The organism is Verrucomicrobiota bacterium, assembly GCA_038744685.1.
GTDB lineage: Bacteria > Verrucomicrobiota > Verrucomicrobiia > Opitutales > Puniceicoccaceae > Puniceicoccus.
Genome location: JBCDMB010000047.1, coordinates 1 through 16,078, shown reverse-complemented (window position 1 = coordinate 16,078; position 16,078 = coordinate 1). Strand labels below are relative to the sequence as shown.

Annotated in this window: 14 protein-coding genes and 1 tRNA gene; 9 read left to right on the top strand and 6 right to left on the bottom strand. The window is 53.6% G+C overall.

Annotation, left to right across the window (positions count from 1 at the left end):
- Positions 1-194: 194 nt before the first annotated feature.
- From AAGJ81_15775 to hemG, 5 genes are all read right to left on the bottom strand, one after another.
- Positions 195-1,007, bottom strand: coding sequence for a histidinol-phosphatase (locus AAGJ81_15775; protein ID MEM0967606.1), 813 nt, complete (start codon positions 1,005-1,007; stop codon positions 195-197).
- Positions 1,008-1,135: 128 nt separating this feature from the next.
- Positions 1,136-1,864 (bottom strand): FKBP-type peptidyl-prolyl cis-trans isomerase, encoded by a 729-nt coding sequence (locus AAGJ81_15770; GenBank protein ID MEM0967605.1) that lies wholly within the window; start codon positions 1,862-1,864, stop codon positions 1,136-1,138.
- Between the two features lie 54 nt (positions 1,865-1,918).
- Positions 1,919-2,617, bottom strand: coding sequence for an HAD family phosphatase (locus AAGJ81_15765; GenBank protein MEM0967604.1), 699 nt, complete (start codon positions 2,615-2,617; stop codon positions 1,919-1,921).
- Positions 2,601-3,791, bottom strand: a complete 1,191-nt coding sequence (fabV, locus tag AAGJ81_15760; protein MEM0967603.1) for an enoyl-ACP reductase FabV — start codon at positions 3,789-3,791, stop codon at positions 2,601-2,603. Before fabV ends, AAGJ81_15765 begins: the two co-directional genes overlap by 17 nt.
- 40 nt (positions 3,792-3,831) lie before the next feature.
- The gene (gene hemG, locus AAGJ81_15755) at positions 3,832-5,223 is read right to left on the bottom strand and encodes a protoporphyrinogen oxidase (GenBank protein ID MEM0967602.1); all 1,392 of its coding nucleotides are present in this window, start codon (positions 5,221-5,223) and stop codon (positions 3,832-3,834) included.
- Between the two features lie 164 nt (positions 5,224-5,387).
- On the opposite strand from hemG, the gene lysS reads away from it, so the two are divergent.
- The 9 genes from lysS (at position 5,388) to AAGJ81_15710 (ending at position 15,748) form a co-directional block, all read left to right on the top strand.
- A complete protein-coding gene (lysS, locus tag AAGJ81_15750; GenBank protein MEM0967601.1) occupies positions 5,388-6,866 on the top strand; it encodes a lysine--tRNA ligase in 1,479 nt (492 codons plus the stop codon).
- Positions 6,867-7,100: 234 nt separating this feature from the next.
- On the top strand, positions 7,101-7,874 hold the full coding sequence (locus AAGJ81_15745) for an AAA family ATPase (protein ID MEM0967600.1): 774 nt from the start codon (positions 7,101-7,103) through the stop codon (positions 7,872-7,874).
- Positions 7,875-8,210: 336 nt separating this feature from the next.
- On the top strand, positions 8,211-8,540 hold the full coding sequence (locus AAGJ81_15740) for a glutaredoxin (GenBank protein ID MEM0967599.1): 330 nt from the start codon (positions 8,211-8,213) through the stop codon (positions 8,538-8,540).
- A 136-nt stretch (positions 8,541-8,676) separates the two neighbouring features.
- Positions 8,677-13,215 carry a glutamate synthase large subunit gene (gltB, locus tag AAGJ81_15735; protein ID MEM0967598.1) on the top strand — a complete coding sequence of 1,513 codons (4,539 nt, stop codon included), beginning with the start codon at positions 8,677-8,679 and terminating at the stop codon, positions 13,213-13,215.
- 11 nt (positions 13,216-13,226) lie between these two features.
- A tRNA-Gly gene (locus tag AAGJ81_15730) sits at positions 13,227-13,301 on the top strand.
- 320 nt (positions 13,302-13,621) lie between these two features.
- Positions 13,622-14,137, top strand: coding sequence for a hypothetical protein (locus AAGJ81_15725; GenBank protein MEM0967597.1), 516 nt, complete (start codon positions 13,622-13,624; stop codon positions 14,135-14,137).
- 16 nt (positions 14,138-14,153) lie between these two features.
- Complete coding sequence (locus tag AAGJ81_15720) at positions 14,154-14,651, top strand: hypothetical protein (protein MEM0967596.1); 498 nt, start codon at positions 14,154-14,156, stop codon at positions 14,649-14,651.
- Positions 14,652-14,746: 95 nt separating this feature from the next.
- On the top strand, positions 14,747-15,235 hold the full coding sequence (locus AAGJ81_15715; GenBank protein ID MEM0967595.1) for a hypothetical protein: 489 nt from the start codon (positions 14,747-14,749) through the stop codon (positions 15,233-15,235).
- A 45-nt stretch (positions 15,236-15,280) separates the two neighbouring features.
- A complete protein-coding gene (locus AAGJ81_15710; protein ID MEM0967594.1) occupies positions 15,281-15,748 on the top strand; it encodes a hypothetical protein in 468 nt (155 codons plus the stop codon).
- Between the two features lie 58 nt (positions 15,749-15,806).
- Here AAGJ81_15710 and AAGJ81_15705 read toward each other — a convergent pair.
- On the bottom strand, positions 15,807-16,078 hold a 272-nt coding region (locus AAGJ81_15705; protein MEM0967593.1), incomplete at its 5' end, for a hypothetical protein.

The following is a 16,078-nucleotide window of genomic DNA, read 5'->3' as shown; positions in this document are numbered from 1 at the left end:
GCGTATCGAGATACGACCCAAGGCCTGTAACGCTGCGAACTTCGATCCACGCCGCATCTCTGCGAGACGGGCGCAGGAGCCGATGGAGCAGCGTTGCCCCGCGCGGCACGGGTCTCGACCCGCCTCCGCGCAGGCCGCCTTACTCCATCGACTCCTGCATCCCGCCAAAACGCCAGAATTATTTAGAAGTGGTATTAGAGCGGAACCTCTTTTCGTTGCCGGCCCTCGAAGTAGTGCAGTTTGTCGAAGCCTTTCTCTTTGAGCATATACCTTACTTCATCGAAGTGCTGCCCGACTTGTTCCGGGGTATGCGCATCTGAGCCCATGGTAAGCCTGACGTTTCGCTCTACCGCCCAGTCTAGGATCACCGGTGCGGGATGCACTTCAAAGACTCCTTTGATCAAACCACTGGTATTTACCTCCATACAGTGGTCGTGCTTTTGTAGGGTTTCGAGAACTTCGACGATTTCGTCTTTATACGCCACCGGATCAAATGGGCTGACGGTTCCGTAAATACGGATCACGTCCGGGTGCGAAATGGAGTCATAAAGTCCAGACTCAATTCCCTCGATCAAGTGCCTAAAGTAAGCACGGATGATCTGAGGATCTGTCCGCAATCCCTGACGGTCCAGCCAGAATCGGTATCCCGGAAGCTGGTGATGGACTGAACCCAAAACAAAATCAAAAGGCTCCTTCCGAATCGTCTCTCGTACCGACTGCATAGCCGCCTCATCAGGAAAAATCTCCGCTTCGATTCCCGTCAACACCTTTACCCCGAGTTCCTCACCGAGCATGCGGGCACGATTGATCGCCCGGTGATAGTCAGGAAGATCTTCCGGCTCCATCCGAATCCGCGGACCACCGAACTCGTGGTCGGGTTTCAACGGAATGTGACAAGTAAAAGTGATTAGCTCAATGCCCTCTTCCGCAGCAACCTCAACAAAATCTTCCGGCTCACCCAACGCATGGCCGCAGAACGGCGTGTGCATGTGAATATCAATCTTCATGCCGCACAGAGGGTGATTTAGGCAATGTTTAGGTATAATCCCTGTGGATAAACGACGCTCAGCGATCTTCAGTAAAAAAGGCGGCTCCATCCGCGAAGCCGCCTTCCACTAAAGGTCTTTGCCGACGACTACTCAGTCCCTCCCGGAGAGACAATGTCCTCGATCTCCGCGTCAAAAACCAGCATGGCACCCGGAGGGATCGGGCTTTGCGGAGGTGGGTTGTCCCCATAGCCAAGCTCCGCGGGGATGTAGATTTTTACTTTTCCGCCTTTGCCAATCTTGGAGAGTCCCCCTGAGAAACCGGGAATCACACCACCCATAGGAAAGGTCGCTGGCTCACCCCGGTCGTAAGAGCTGTCAAAAACGGTCCCGTCGACGAGAGAGCCTTTGTAGTTTACGATTACTTCGTCGTCCATCGCAGGCTTTGAGTCCTCACCGGGTTCGATTACTTCGTAGAAGAAACCAGTCTCATCCTCAATCACATCGGCGTTGTTCTTCAGGTCTTCAACAAAAGCGGCTGTTGCTGCTTTGTTTTCCTCGGCTAAAGCAGCTTGTGCCGCTTCGGCCCTCCCCTGCAGAAATTCCTGTAACCGAGGTAGCTGCCCCTGAATGGCACTCACATCACCACCGGCGAGTCCTTCCTTCATCCCTTCCAAAAACTCCTGTTTCTCTTCGTCGGAAAAACCAAGCTGGTCTAAACCGACCTGCTGAGAGACCATAATCCCAAAAAGCTTCGGTGCAGCCATGTCCGCATAGTTCGTTTCTTCCTCGGCAAAGGCTGTGAGTGAAAGTGCTACGGAAGTGCCCAGACCAAGGAGCACGCGAGCGGGGTAAAGAGATTTTTGTACAATTTGCATCCCGGCAAACCAAGCAGTCGTCGCCCGGAAAGGCAAGCACTAGAGCTAAAGCAACTAAAACAGGCTGGCCAAGACCTCGGGAGAGATCTCCGTCATTGACGAAACGATTAGATCCGCCTCGCTAAGCTTCTCTCTCGAGTGGCTACTCAAGACGCCGACCGATTTCATTCCGCCAGCGCGTGCCGCCTGAAGCCCGTGATGGCTATCTTCAATCACCACGCACATCTCCGGAGCCGTTCTCGCACGGTCAGCTGCATTGAGAAACACCTCCGGATGAGGTTTTCCGTGTTCTACATCAGCTGCAGCAACGACATCATCAAAGAAGCCCTCCAACTTCATGACCTCCAAGGCTGTTTCGATATTCTCGCGTGCCGAGGAAGTTCCCACGACACGAGGAATTCCTGCTTCTTTCAGTGCAGAAACCAGAGGCACTACTCCATCCAGAGGCGAAATGCCTTTGTCCTTTAAGAGGTCACGATAGAGCGATTCCTTGCGAAGACTGAGCGATTCAATCTCCTGCGGGTCTTGAGCCCATCCAAGAAGGTTGGGGATGATCGTCTTGTTCTGCTGCCCAAAGCTCTCCCAAAACTGCTCATTTGAAATCGAGTTTCCTGTCTCCTTTGCCAACAGCTCCCAAGACAGTTGATGATGTCGCGATGAATCAATAACGACACCGTCCCAATCGAACAGCACCGCGAAAGCCGGAAGACTGGCCATCTGCAAATGAACGCGGTTCTTACCAATCCGAACCACCGCTTAGAGCGGTTTCCGGATCTACCTCCTGCGAGTAGTCAATCCCTTCGACCCCAAAACCGAACAGCTTCAAGAAGTCTGCTTGGTAGCCGTCGTAGTCAGAAAGCTGCCGAAGATTTTCTGTTCCGATCGTCGGCCAAACCTTCGCAACGGCGGATTGAATTTTCTCCTCCATCTCAAGATCGTCTACATGAATTCGACCGTCAGTGCTGAGTTTCACTCCTTCCGCATGGTAAAGATGCTCCCGAAAAAGCCTCGCGATCTGCTCGATGCAGCCTTCGTGAGAGCCCTCTGCCTTCATAATCTTGAAAAGGATAGAGATATACAACGGAACGACCGGTATCGCGGAGCTGGCTTGAGTCACCACCGCCTTATTGACAGCGACATAAGCACTGCCACTCGTCGATGCAGTGATGGCTGCCGCTGCCCGGTCAAGGTCCTCCTTTGCCTTCCCGATGGTCCCGTTCTTGTAGATTGGCCACGTGAGTTCCGGACCCACGTAGGAATAAGCCAAGGTTTTAAAGTTCTCCGAGAGCAGCCCATTCTCGGCGAGGATCTCGATCCAGCGCTCCCAGTCTTCGCCACCCATCACTTTGATCGTCGACTCAATATCCGAACCTTCCGCAGGGGCGATTGATACCTCATGGACGAGGTCTTTATCGGTATCGACGGTCTTGCTGGAAAAGCCCTGACCGATCGGCTTCAGACACGATTTGTACGTCTCTCCATTTCGGGGATCGGTCCGTCGGGGTGAAGCAAGACTGTAAATCACCAGATCCACCGGTCCCATCTCGTCCTTCAACCGTTTCACTGCCTTCTCCTTCAATTCATCGGAAAAGGCATCACCGTTGAGGCTTCCCGCGTAGAGACCCGCTTTCTTTGCCTCCTCCTCAAAAGCAGCAGCATTATAGAAACCAGCAGACGCAGGCCTACCGTTGGAAGCAGGCCGTTCAAAAAAGACTCCGAAGGTATCTGCACCACACCCAAAAGCCGCTTCGATCCGAGACGACAGACCATAACCCGTAGACGATCCAACCACCAAAACCCGCTTCGGTCCTTTTTCCACGGAACCCTGTGCCTGAGCTACTGCAATCTGCTCCTTAACATTTGCCGCGCAACCCATTGGATGGGAGGTAACGCATACGAATCCCCTTACTTTTGGTTCAATGATCATGGGTAAAAGCCGACGAGCGTTGGGCAGGGAAGAACCTCTTTCAACCCAAAAGAAGTCCGCGGGCTCTGCGAATACCCGAAAGCAGACAAGCTCCCAGCGAAACTCCGTCACGCGCGTTCCCGGCAAACGCAAGGCCCTCCGTTCGATCTTCCAAGGAATCAAGAACCGCGGTGATCGACCTGAAACCCAGGTTGTACTGCGGAATCGCCCGCGGCCAAAAAGTGGCCTTCCAAAAAGTGGGCTCTCCGCGAGCTCCCAAGAGGTCCCGGCATTCCGCTGTGACACTTTTCAGCATCGACTCCTCGCTCTCTCGAGCAGCCTCTGGAGACCGCACTCCGCCAAGAAAGGCAGACACCAAAACCTCTCCCTCAGGTGCCCGGTTCTCAAAAAGTGAACTATCAAAAAGTATGCCGAGGATCTTTCGTTGTTCGTTCTTCGGAGCCAATACTCCAAAACCATCCAATGGGTGGCTGATATCCTCTCTTCGGTATCCAATCGAGAGAGTGGAAACGGGCGGACATTCCACTTCTTGAAAAACCCTCAAATCCTCATGAAGGTCCGCCTCAAAAGGCAGCTCTCCCAGGGCGGTGGGCGGCACAGCAACCAAAAGGTTTCGACAATGAATCGTCGTGGGATCCGTGTCCGACCCCAAACTGAAAGTGACGGCCCACCCGTGAGGTGCCTTTTCGATCTTTTGGAGAACCATCTTTTTGATCGCTCCAAAAGAACCCTCTCTCACCAAGTGCTCCGTCATTTGCCCAAGCCCATCCGCAAATGAAATCATTCTACGGGGAAACCTAGATTCTCCTTTCTCCCGCATCCCCTTTTGCCTCTTTAAGAACGCCCGAAACAGTGACGGATGCTCCTCCGCAATTTCAAAAAGCTTGGGAAAAGCGGACGAAAGACTGATCTTCTCCGGATCTCCGGCAAAGATACCCGAGACAAAAGGATCGACCAACCCCCTCCGCACCTCTCGACCGAAATGACGTTCGGACCACGGCCCGATCGCTTCCTCCCCCTCGGGCGCACTTCCATGCAAAAGAGGCTCAGCCATCAGACGCAGCTTACCACTTATCGATAGAAATGAACCCATTATGAAAGAACCTGGCGACGTGGGAAGTGCAGTCACCTTCCCTTTTCGCACTACAAATCGCTTGCGGGAGACCGGACTGGATTCGATGGCCTCGTCCCACAGTCCCGCCTCTTTCAAAAACTCTTCCTGCTCCGGTTGATCGACCAAGAACGAATGCGGCCCCCCTTCGACGACATACCCACCCTCCTTGTAGGTGACGACGCTTCCGCCAAACCTCGGGCCACTCTCGAGGAGGGTCACCGACTTCCCCAAAGAACCCGCAGTAAACGCGGCAGCAAGCCCAGTGATTCCACCACCGATCACCACAAGGTCACGGACAGTCTGATTGCTACCGCTCATGCCCAGCAGTCTCGACCGACAGCTTCAAAAGACAAGCTAGACGTTACGGTCACTTTGATGCCTGACCATAAATCCGTCTACCCCTAGCCTACAAGAACCCTCCGCACGGCAGAAGCCCGCACATCGTTTCTTGCCTCTTTCCGCTAAACCCGTAGAACGCCACAATGCCAACCGAAGAAGAGAAGAATGCCGAGAACCAGCTTCGCCAGGTCCGCATCGACAAATTGGATGTCTTGCGGGAGGCGGGCCTCGACCCATTCAAGGCCAACACCCGTCAAACGCACACGTCAGCAACCGCAACCGCTCTCTACCGGGAAGAAATCGACGATGAACAGCAGGAAACCGTATCCGTCGCCGGAAGAATCGTGGCCTTTCGGGTCATGGGTAAAGCCACCTTTCTCAAACTCCTTGACCGCGCCGGTAAGATTCAGTGCTACGTGCGTCGGGATGAGATCGGGGAAGAGGAGTACGCGCGCTTCAAGAAGCTGGATCTCGGCGACTTCATCGGCGTAACCGGTCGACTTTTCCGCACCAATGCCGGTGAAATCACCGTTCGTGCAAAGTCCTACACGCTCGTCACCAAGGCGTTGCGGCCGCTCCCCGAGAAATGGCATGGTCTCTCGGACGAGGATCAGATTTACCGGCAACGCTATCTCGATTTGATCGTCAACGAGGAGTCCCGAAATCGCTTCGTCCTGCGAAGCAAGATCATAGCGGAAATCCGCAAGTTTCTCTGGGAACGCGACTTCATCGAAGTCGAGACTCCGGTCCTTCAATCGGTTCCTGGAGGTGCAGCTGCACGGCCGTTCGAGACCCACATGAATGCGCTCTCGTGCGACTTTACCCTCCGCATCGCTCTCGAACTCTATTTGAAAAGACTCCTCGTAGGAGGAGTGGAACGCGTCTTCGAGCTTGGCCGGGTCTTCCGCAACGAGGGTGTCTCGCGCCGGCACAACCCGGAGTTCACGATGCTCGAGCTCTACCAAGCCTACACCGACTTTCGCGGAATGATGGAACTCGTGAAGAGCCTCATCCTTCATCTCTGCCACGAAGCGCTCGGTTCCACCACGGTTCGGCGTTACGATGGAACCGAAATCGATCTCGCGGACGGGTGGAGCGAAGCGCGTTACAAGGACCTGATTATCGAGCGCACGAATTGTCCTGAATGGTTTTCCCTTAGCAAAGAAGAGAAGCTCCAAAAGACCGCGGAGATGAACATCGAGGTAAATCCTGAGCTGGAGGACTTTGAAGTGACCAATCAAGTCTTCGAAAAGATGATCGAACCCACCTTAATCCAACCCACCTTCGTCACGCACCTACCCAAAGAATTGATCCCTCTCGCCAAGCTGAGCCCGGATGATTCGTCCACAGTTGAGGTCTTCGAGCTTTGTATCAACGGTCAGGAAATCGCGCCCGCTTACTCCGAACAGAACGATCCTCTTGCCCAGAGCGCGCAGTTTGCCGAGCAAGCCGGTGAGGAAATTCAAAAGATCGATCACGACTTCCTAGAAGCACTGGAGCATGGAATGCCACCCGCTGGCGGTATGGGCATCGGCATCGATCGCCTCGTCATTCTTCTCACCGGGGCCGCAAACATTCGCGAGACCATCCTCTTCCCACCGATCCGTCCCGTAGAAAAGTAGAAAAAGATCCGCTTCAACTACCCGAGGGGAGCGGCGACTTCAGTCGCCGAAAAACGAGTATGGGATCTTAAGGTTCAACAGAAATCCAGCTGTTCCCAACCAACGGCCCATTCCAAATCGAAATCGCGATCGCAATCGAGTCTCGAGCATTTCTGATAACGATACCGATATCGACAGTGACATCCTATTGCAGGCAGGATTCAACCCCTCGCTTCCACATTTCGACCGATCACCATGTTCCTCCGCCAAATCGCCAGCACCGCCGACGACTCCACAGACGATTATCCGTTTTCCGTTCCTGCCTTCCGCTCGTTAAGCACGCTTGTATTCGAAAATCCAGTCACCTTCTTCGTCGGGGAAAACGGTTCGGGCAAGTCAACTCTTCTAGAGGCAATCGCTCTGGGTGCAAAGCTGCCTCCGGCAACCGGAACTCCGCTTGAGCACGATCCCAACCTTGCTGCCGTTCAACCACTGGCAAAATCCCTCCGACTCGGCTGGCGTCCGCGCACCCGCTACGGATTCTTCCTCAGAGCGGAGGACTTTTTCAATTTCGCCCGGGAAACCAAAAACCGGACGGAATCCATGGAGGAAATGATGGAGAGGTTTAAGGACGATCCGCGGGTCCAAGCCTACATGTTTGGTCAAAAACAAGCGCTCACCTCCCGCTACGGTGAGGACCTCCATGCTCTTTCCCACGGAGAGAGCTTCCTTACCTTTTTCAAAAGCCGATTCGTCCCCGGTGGACTCTACCTCATTGACGAGCCCGAGGCAGCGTTGTCCCCTCAAAGACAACTCGCATTCCTGAGCCTCATGAAAGAGTTGGTCGAGAAGGGAAACTCGCAATTCATCATTGCAACACACTCTCCGCTCCTCCTTGCCTACCCGGACGCTACCCTCCTCGCTTTCGATGAAAACGGTATTTCTGCGGCCGCCTATGACGATCTTCCCCACGTCACCCTCACTCGCAATTTCATGGATTGCCCGGAGAGGTTCTTCCGCCAGCTGTGATACCCCTTCGCGTCCACTGCGGCGTTTCAAACAATAACCTACTCCCAGCAGAATCAGTAGAATCCTCTTCGTCGCTTCTCAGCCTCTCCTCTACCCCACCCAGCCCGGTTGCAAACCCTCACCTCGATCGACTGGAGGCCGGACGCAGGCAGACGGATTTGGGATTAAATCTCAGCAAAGGATCCAAAAAATCGTCGATTCAGCGGCGAATATGCCCCTTTTCAGAGGAAAAACGGATTGAATGAGTTCGATTTGCACTTGGATTTGCTCTCTAAGGTTTTTCTCTCTCAATTTCTGACGCACTAATAACTTCACTACCGATCAATTTACGAAACTATGGAAATTAAAGCCTACCTAAAACCCACTTGCGGCTGGAGCCGTGGTGTGCGCGCAATGTTCAAAAAATACGAATTACAATACGAGGATCTCGACATCATCGGCGATCGGGACCTCTACGACGAAATGGTCCAGAAATCAGGACAACACCTTTCACCTTGTGTGGAGATCGATGGCGTCATGCTCGCGGATGTGAGCGGGGAGGAAGTCGAGAATTACCTCGTAGCCAACAATCTCGTCCAAAAAAGCAGCGCAGAAGCCGAGTATCCGACGAATCAGTCCTGTTCGGCACACCGACGCGAAGACCCTCAAACCGTCCGGTTTTTCTAAAAATTATTGCTCCTCCCGAAATACTCGGGAATCTAGCAAAAAATATGCTTCGTTCCGAAGCACGATTCACTCAAGGTACAGAATTTTGGGCCCATAGGCCTGCGCATTACGAGCTCGGCCTACAATCCAACTTCGCATGACTTTCGACAACCCATCACCGCTCTACCGCCCCGACCACGAGCACGACGCTTGTGGGGTTGGCTTCATTGCCAACATCAAGGGGGAGCGCTCCTACGCGATGCTCGATCGCGCGATCGAAGGGCTGAAAAACTTGGCCCACCGTGGAGCCATCGACGCAGACGCAGTCACGGGTGACGGAGCGGGCGTACTCACGCAGATCCCCTATCAGATCTTTCGCGAATACCTGGAAGAGAAAGGAAAACCGCTCTACGAGGACACCGACCTTGGGGTGGGAATGTTGTTTCTCCCCCGGAACGATGAGTATGCACAGGACCATGCGAAGAAAATTGTCGAGGAATCGATCAAGAAAGAAGGGCTCAAACTCCTCGCTTGGCGGGATGTTCCTGTCAATCCGGACTGTTTGGGGAAGAAAGCAGAATTGACCCGTCCCGCTATCAAGCAGGTGCTGATTGGGAGGCCGGCTCAGCTGACGCCCAGCGAATACGAACGGTCTCTCTTTTTGGCGATGAGGGGATCGATGCGGATCGCCGGTGAAAAGAACATTCCCGACTTCTACGTCGTGAGCTTTTCCCACCGCACCCTCACCTACAAGGGCCTCCTCAACGCACCACAGGTCCGGCAGTTCTTTACCGATCTCCGCTCCCCGAAATACCAGACCGCCTTCGCCATCTTCCACCAGCGGTTTGCCACCAACACGTTGCCCGATTGGTCGAAAGCGCAGCCCTACCGCATGCTCGCTCATAACGGGGAGATCAATACGATCCGCGGCAACCGCAACCTGATGCGGGCACGGGAGTTTTCCAACAACCATGGCATCTGGGGAGACCGCTACAAGGATCTGAGCCCGATGATCCAGCGGGACATGTCGGACTCCACGAGTCTCGACAATACTCTTCAACTCATGAACGTCGGAGGCCGCTCGTGCCTTCACGGCGTTGCGATGATGATTCCTTCCGCTTGGGAGAACGACCCAAACCTACCGGAAGACGTCCGCGCTTTCTACAAGTGCCACTCCGCTATGATGGAACCGTGGGATGGTCCGGCAGCTGTTGCTTTTACCGACGGTCGGTTCATCGGAGGGAGTCTCGACCGCAACGGACTGCGCCCCTGCCGTTACAAAATCTACGAAGACCACACGATTGTGCTCGGATCTGAGGCTGGCTTAATCCGCGATTGGGGCTCGCCGGTCGTGGAAGCGGGCAGGCTCGGCCCTGGCCGGATGATCGCCGTCGACATTTCCAAGGGCGAGGTCTATAAGGATGGGGAGATCAAGAAAAAGCTCGCGAACGAAGAGGACTACGTGAAGTGGTGTGAGCGCTCTCTCACTCCGCTCTCTGAGTTACTCGTCTCGAAAAAGAAAAAGACCAAGCCTTCCACTGAAACCGACGACATCCCCCACCTCCGGGTCTGTTTCGGATACAGTTCCGACGAGGAGGAAATCGTTCTCAAACCAATGGTCACAACCGGCTTGGAAGCGGTGGGTTCAATGGGGGACGATACCCCTTTGGCCGTGCTCTCCCACCGGAATCGACTCCTCTTTACCTACTTCAAGCAACTCTTTGCTCAGGTCACCAACCCGGCCATCGATTCGCTGCGCGAGCGGTCGGTCATGTCCGTCAACGTTAATTTGGGCGGCAAGTTGGGTCTTTTCGAACCGCTGTCCGACGATCATCCATTCGTCACCCTCGAATCTCCCCTCCTCTTCAGCCACGAACTGAAGGCCATTTGCAGGTCCGATGTATTCAAAGGCTGCGTCCATACCATCGATGCAACCTTTCCCGCAAAAGGAGACTCCGACTCGCTCGAAGACCGCGTCAAACAACTCATCCAAGAAGCCACCGAAGCAGTCGACCGCGGGTCAAAACTCCTTCTGATCTCGGATCGAAAAGTCTCAGCAGAAAACGCCCCTATTCCGTCACTTTTGGCGGTGGGTGCAATCCATCAGGGCCTTGTCCGCGCCGGTCGCCGTCTACGCTGCGATCTGATCGTCGATAGCGCGGAAGTGCGGGACGTTCACCAAGTCGCCTGCCTTCTCGGCTTTGGCGCCAATGCGGTTCATCCGTGGTTTGCTGAGGACTTGCTCCTCGGAATTGCTCTGGACAGTGAGGAACCTTCGCTCACCGCGGAGGACGCTCTCAAAAATTACCGCAAGGCTGTCGATAAGGGCATCCTCAAGATCATGTCGAAGATCGGGATCAGTACCTTGTTCAGCTACCAAGGGGCTCAGATCTTCGAAGCTGTTGGCATCAGCCACTCGGTCGTGCGGGATTGCTTCCGCGGCTGCGCTTCTCCCATAGGCGGAATCGGCTACCCACAGATCGCTGACGAAACCCTCGCCCGCCACAAGCGTGCTTACGCAGAAGAAGTCACCGGAATCTGGGATGAAGGCTATTACAGCGTCGTGAAACGCGGCCCGGCGGAATTCCACGGTTGGAATTCCAAAGTGATCGGTGGAATGAACAAGATCTTCCGCGGCGACGAAAAGAAGTTCGACCGGTTCCTCCCGTTCAAAGAGGCGAGCGAGCACCACCAACCCTCCTCAGTGCGTGATCTTCTCAAGTTCCGTTACGTCAATAAGCCGATTTCACTCGAAGACGTAGAGGCGATTGATGAGATCCGCCGCCGGTTTACCACTGCGGGCATGTCTCTAGGGGCAATTTCCCCGGAAACGCATGAGCTGCTGGCGATCGCCATGAACAGTATTGGCGGGAAGTCCAACTCCGGGGAAGGCGGCGAAGATCCGCAGCGCTTTCGAATCCGCGAAGATGGCTCCAGTGCCAACAGTGCAATCAAGCAGGTGGCATCCGGACGTTTTGGCGTGACCGCATCCTACCTGGCAAACGCGCGGGAAATCGAGATCAAGGTTGCCCAAGGCGCGAAGCCCGGGGAAGGCGGCCAACTTCCCGGTCACAAGGTGACTGAGCTTATCGCCGAACTGCGTTACAGCGTCCCTGGGGTAACACTCATCTCCCCGCCACCGCATCACGACATTTATTCGATCGAAGACCTTGCCCAGCTCATCTACGATTTGAAGCAGGTAAACCCACGCGCAAAAGTGTGCGTGAAGCTGGTTTCCTCCTCCGGCGTAGGAACCATTGCAGCTGGCGTCGCCAAGGCCTACGCCGACGTGATCCTCGTTTCCGGCCATGATGGCGGCACAGGTGCCTCGCCCATCTCCTCGATCAAAAACGCGGGGTCAGCCTGGGAAATCGGCCTCGCCGAGGCTCATCAGGTTTTAATGATGAACGGCCTGCGGAACCGCGTTGTCCTCCGGACAGACGGGGGCATGAAAACCGGGCGCGACATTGTGATCGCTGCCATTCTCGGTGCGGAGGAATACAATTTTGGAACCGCCGCACTCATCGCTGCCGGCTGCGCGATGTTCCGCGTCTGCCACAAGAACACCTGCCCGGTCGGTGTCGCCACCCAACGCGAAGACCTACGCAAGAAGTTCAAAGGCAAGCCCGAGAACCTCGTCAACTTTTTCAATGCAGTCGCCGAAGATGTGCGCCGGATCATGGCCGATCTCGGGATATCCACCATCGACAAGTTGGTTGGGCGAACCGACTTGCTGGAGCAAATTCAGGATCCCAAGAACCCGAAGACCGCCACCATCAACTTCTCCGGTATTCTTCACAACCCCGATCCGAGCGGAGTGATTTCCCGTATCCACACCCGTGAGCGCAACGATCGTATCGGTGCAGAAGGCTCGATCGACGACCAAATCCTCCAGGATGGGATGGAAACCGTCAGACACCTGACGCCAAAGTTTTCCAAGTCTTACAAAGTGCTCAACATCCACCGGAACATCGGCACTCACCTCTCTGGGGAAATTGCTTACATGCATGGGCATAACGGAATGCCACCCGGAACCATGAATTTGAAGTTTACCGGAAGTGCGGGACAGAGTTTTGGCACCTTTCTCACCCAAGGCATCCGCCTCCACCTCTTTGGAGAAGCAAACGACTACGTCGGCAAAGGGATGAGCGGTGGCGAAATCATCGTCCGGCCGCAGGAACGGGAGAAGTTCGTCTGGAAAGACAATAGTATCATTGGAAACACCTGCCTCTACGGAGCCACTGGCGGAATCCTGCTTGCAGCGGGCCAGGCTGGTGAGCGGTTCGCGGTCCGCAACAGCGGCGGGATCGCTGTCGTCGAGGGAGTGGGTGATCACGGCTGTGAATACATGACCGGCGGCTCGGTCATTGTTCTTGGCAAAACGGGAACGAACTTCGGCGCTGGAATGAGCGGAGGTCTCGCCTTCATCTTCGACCCTGAAGAGCGTTTTGAATCCCGCTACAACGACGAAATGGTATCCCCCGCCCGCCTCGACAAGAACGAAGAAATCGACGCCCTCAAGAAACTGATTTCGCTCCACGCGACTCTGACGGAAAGCCCTCAAGCCAAACAGATCCTGAAAAACTGGAAGAAAGCCGTTGGTCAGTTCTGGAAAGTAGTTCCCCACCGCGGGGAGGGAATCCCTGAGCCTGTTCTGATTTTTGGGGAAAAACTGAAAAGCGTTCAAGTCGTCTAGAAAGAGACAAAGCGGGCGTCGTATAACGGCGATTATGTGAGCTTCCCAAGCTTGAGACGGGGGTTCGACTCCCCCCGCCCGCACCATGCTTCGCTTTCCTCTTCGGAAAGCTACGCAAGGCACGCCACAAAGCAGCCTTTCCTTCAATGACCGATCGCAATGAACTCGCGAAGCGAGACCTGCGTAGTCCAAAGGACGAAGCACGGGCCTGAGATCGGTATTAAATCGAAATCTGTTCCTCAGTCTTTGAAGGCAACCCCTACTCCTTCTATTCGACCCAAATTTGCTCGACCTCCTTCGAACCAATCGGCGAAGGCAGCCCGGTCTTCACGCCCGCGAGATCGACAACCCACAGAAGTCTGGACCTCGCGGGCCGGGTCGCCTAGCCTCGAGGTTCGGTAATAAAATGAAAGCATCCGACTTCATGAAACAACTGGAGAACGATCCAGAATATCAGGAGCTAATCCGAAAGAGGAATGCGAAGCTAAAGCCTATTTGGGATGCCCGAAAAGAGGACGAAGAGAATTTGGTTAAAGAACTGAACGAATGTGGATTTTCCATCGAGAGCGTTTACGACTTAGTGAACAATACGCCTCATGCGTTCCTCGAACGAAGGCATATCGGAAGCTACACCAAAGCATATCCAGTTCTGCTGAAGCACTTGGACATTCCACATGAGCGAATCATCAGGCAAGGAATCATCCGTTCGCTAACAATCAAAGACGGCGGAAAAGAAGTGGAAGAAACACTTCTCAGGCATTTCGAAAATGAAGAGCACCCCGAGACCAAGTGGTGCCTAGCAAATGCTCTAAAGACCGCGATGCCATACCACAAAAGAAGGAAGCGACCCGAAATCGCCCATTTCTACAAAACTAAAACCGAACAAAGCAGCGTAGGCAACGCGGGCAAGCCGCGCGCCTAGCCTCGACGTCCGAGAGATGAACATAGGACAAGAGAGCTTAATGCTTCTAGATCCTGATCACAAGCTGGGTGGCAACAGCCAACAGACTGCGAAGCGTGCAGCAGAGATCGTAATAAAGACGAAACCCGGTTTTCTGATTCCAGATAAAATCCAACGGAGAACCCTACGAATCGCTTTTGCTGCACGGGATCATGCTCTCTATGGAAAGGCGTTCGACATTGTGCGTATCGAAGGTGAACTATTCGATTTGTCTGATCCTGATGAAGTAGAAAAAAATTGGAGTAGAATCAAAATCTACGAGATCAAGTCCACTGGAAAGAAAACAGTGAAAGAGGACTTCAAAGGTTACTTTTTTTCTATTTCTACTGCTGAATTATTGACTGCACAGGACTTAAAAGAAAAATACGGCTTCCTTTTCGTGAACACCAACACAGGCAAAATCGAAGAGATGGGCCTGCGGGAAATTTTCGCAAAGGCGAAGGGAATTTATCCAACTTGGAGCATACAGTTCTAAAAATTCGAACTAGGCGAGGTAGTCAACACGAGGATACGCGCCCGAGTTGTGCTTGAGTCCCAGACTCGGGCGCCTACTCTTTGCGAAGGGAAAAGATGAAAGATAGAATCCTCAGATCCCTTGTATTCTTCATGATCACGTTAGGTGCTTTGGTCGCTCTTGCAGTTGTTATTGAAATTTCTCATGACCAGTCTCGTGGAGCTACTTTACCTCAATTCGTTCAAGTTGCTTCGTATTTCTCCCCTATCAGCTTCGGCGTGTTGCTCTACCCGCTCCTCGCGGCCTTCTCATTTTTCCTAAATACGGAGAACCAAGAGTTCAAAATGACTACCGTTTTATGGGTGCTGGCCGCATTCCTTTTTCTTCTGGCCGTTGTTTCGGCTTCGATCACAGCACTCAACCACTTAGCGTATTTGAATGGACCGAACCCTATTTCCACGGGACAGCTCATCGCGAATGGGTTCATTATAGGATGTTTGCTTTTGACGATTCCTTGGGCACTCCAGAGAAAAAGGAGTCCCATCAAGGCGGAGCAGGTCAACCCGATAACCATCCCGAAAAATCCTAAAAATCAACCGGACTAGAAACCCCATTGGCGGGTTGCCTGTCCTCGACGATCGGTAAATTGAATGAAGAAAACACTTTCAGCTTTGGCCTTTTGCTCAATTTTACTGAGCGGGTGCTCAGAAGATAGAATTCAAAATGGTTCAGTTATTGAACACAGAGGATTTTACGCATTGGCCAAAGGTGCATCACTGGAGATATTTGAAGCAAAGAATGGCCTGCTAAACATCCGACACAGTTACAGTGATGGAAACAGCTCTGAATGGATCGATGGGATTATCGAGAAAGAAACGAATTGGTTCATCTATGTTTCAAACTTTGACGAAATATGGTTGGCGAAGGAAAACGACTTGATCCTGTTGTATGAAGAAGAGAATGCACCTGGAAGCTACAGTGTATTCAGCTGCAACAAGCCCGGCACACTTGTTGACGGTGTGGTTGAAAAAATTCCAGATGCCGTGTTCTCGAAAATCGAGCCTTCACTCCGTTCAAAAATCCAACAGACCGATCAAGCCGCAGGTGGCAACGGCTAAGGCCGCGCCACTGCTCGACGTTCGAGAAGAGAATACCAGCAGGATGAAAGAGTTTTTCTCACAGAGGCACCAAGGCACGGAGAGAACCCATCTCTGTGAGCTCCGTGGCTCCGTGAGAGAATTGTATTTTGCATTTGCCCCTCAGCTTGGCGTCTTGGATCTTGGCGTGAGACTTTCCCACTCCGACTCTAATCGGGTAGCGAGGGGGAATGACCCCCCCGCCCCCACACCACCGGCCATACGGGTCCGTAGCACGGCGGTTCCGAAGAATCAGTGACCGAGAATCAGAGCTTTGCTTGATCTCGGTATTTGAAGGTGATCCAGAGGTCG

Excerpts from the sequence above, each read along its gene's own strand:
- AAGJ81_15720 (MEM0967596.1), top strand. The coding sequence starts at position 14,154 with ATGAACATAGGACAAGAGAGCTTAATGCTTCTAGATCCTGATCACAAG.
- AAGJ81_15725 (MEM0967597.1), top strand. The coding sequence starts at position 13,622 with ATGAAAGCATCCGACTTCATGAAACAACTGGAGAACGATCCAGAATAT.
- AAGJ81_15770 (MEM0967605.1), bottom strand. The coding sequence starts at position 1,864 with ATGCAAATTGTACAAAAATCTCTTTACCCCGCTCGCGTGCTCCTTGGT.
- AAGJ81_15740 (MEM0967599.1), top strand. The coding sequence starts at position 8,211 with ATGGAAATTAAAGCCTACCTAAAACCCACTTGCGGCTGGAGCCGTGGT.
- AAGJ81_15715 (MEM0967595.1), top strand. The coding sequence starts at position 14,747 with ATGAAAGATAGAATCCTCAGATCCCTTGTATTCTTCATGATCACGTTA.
- hemG (MEM0967602.1), bottom strand. The coding sequence starts at position 5,223 with ATGAGCGGTAGCAATCAGACTGTCCGTGACCTTGTGGTGATCGGTGGT.
- fabV (MEM0967603.1), bottom strand. The coding sequence starts at position 3,791 with ATGATCATTGAACCAAAAGTAAGGGGATTCGTATGCGTTACCTCCCAT.
- lysS (MEM0967601.1), top strand. The coding sequence starts at position 5,388 with ATGCCAACCGAAGAAGAGAAGAATGCCGAGAACCAGCTTCGCCAGGTC.
- AAGJ81_15775 (MEM0967606.1), bottom strand. The coding sequence starts at position 1,007 with ATGAAGATTGATATTCACATGCACACGCCGTTCTGCGGCCATGCGTTG.
- AAGJ81_15710 (MEM0967594.1), top strand. The coding sequence starts at position 15,281 with ATGAAGAAAACACTTTCAGCTTTGGCCTTTTGCTCAATTTTACTGAGC.
- AAGJ81_15745 (MEM0967600.1), top strand. The coding sequence starts at position 7,101 with ATGTTCCTCCGCCAAATCGCCAGCACCGCCGACGACTCCACAGACGAT.
- gltB (MEM0967598.1), top strand. The coding sequence starts at position 8,677 with ATGACTTTCGACAACCCATCACCGCTCTACCGCCCCGACCACGAGCAC.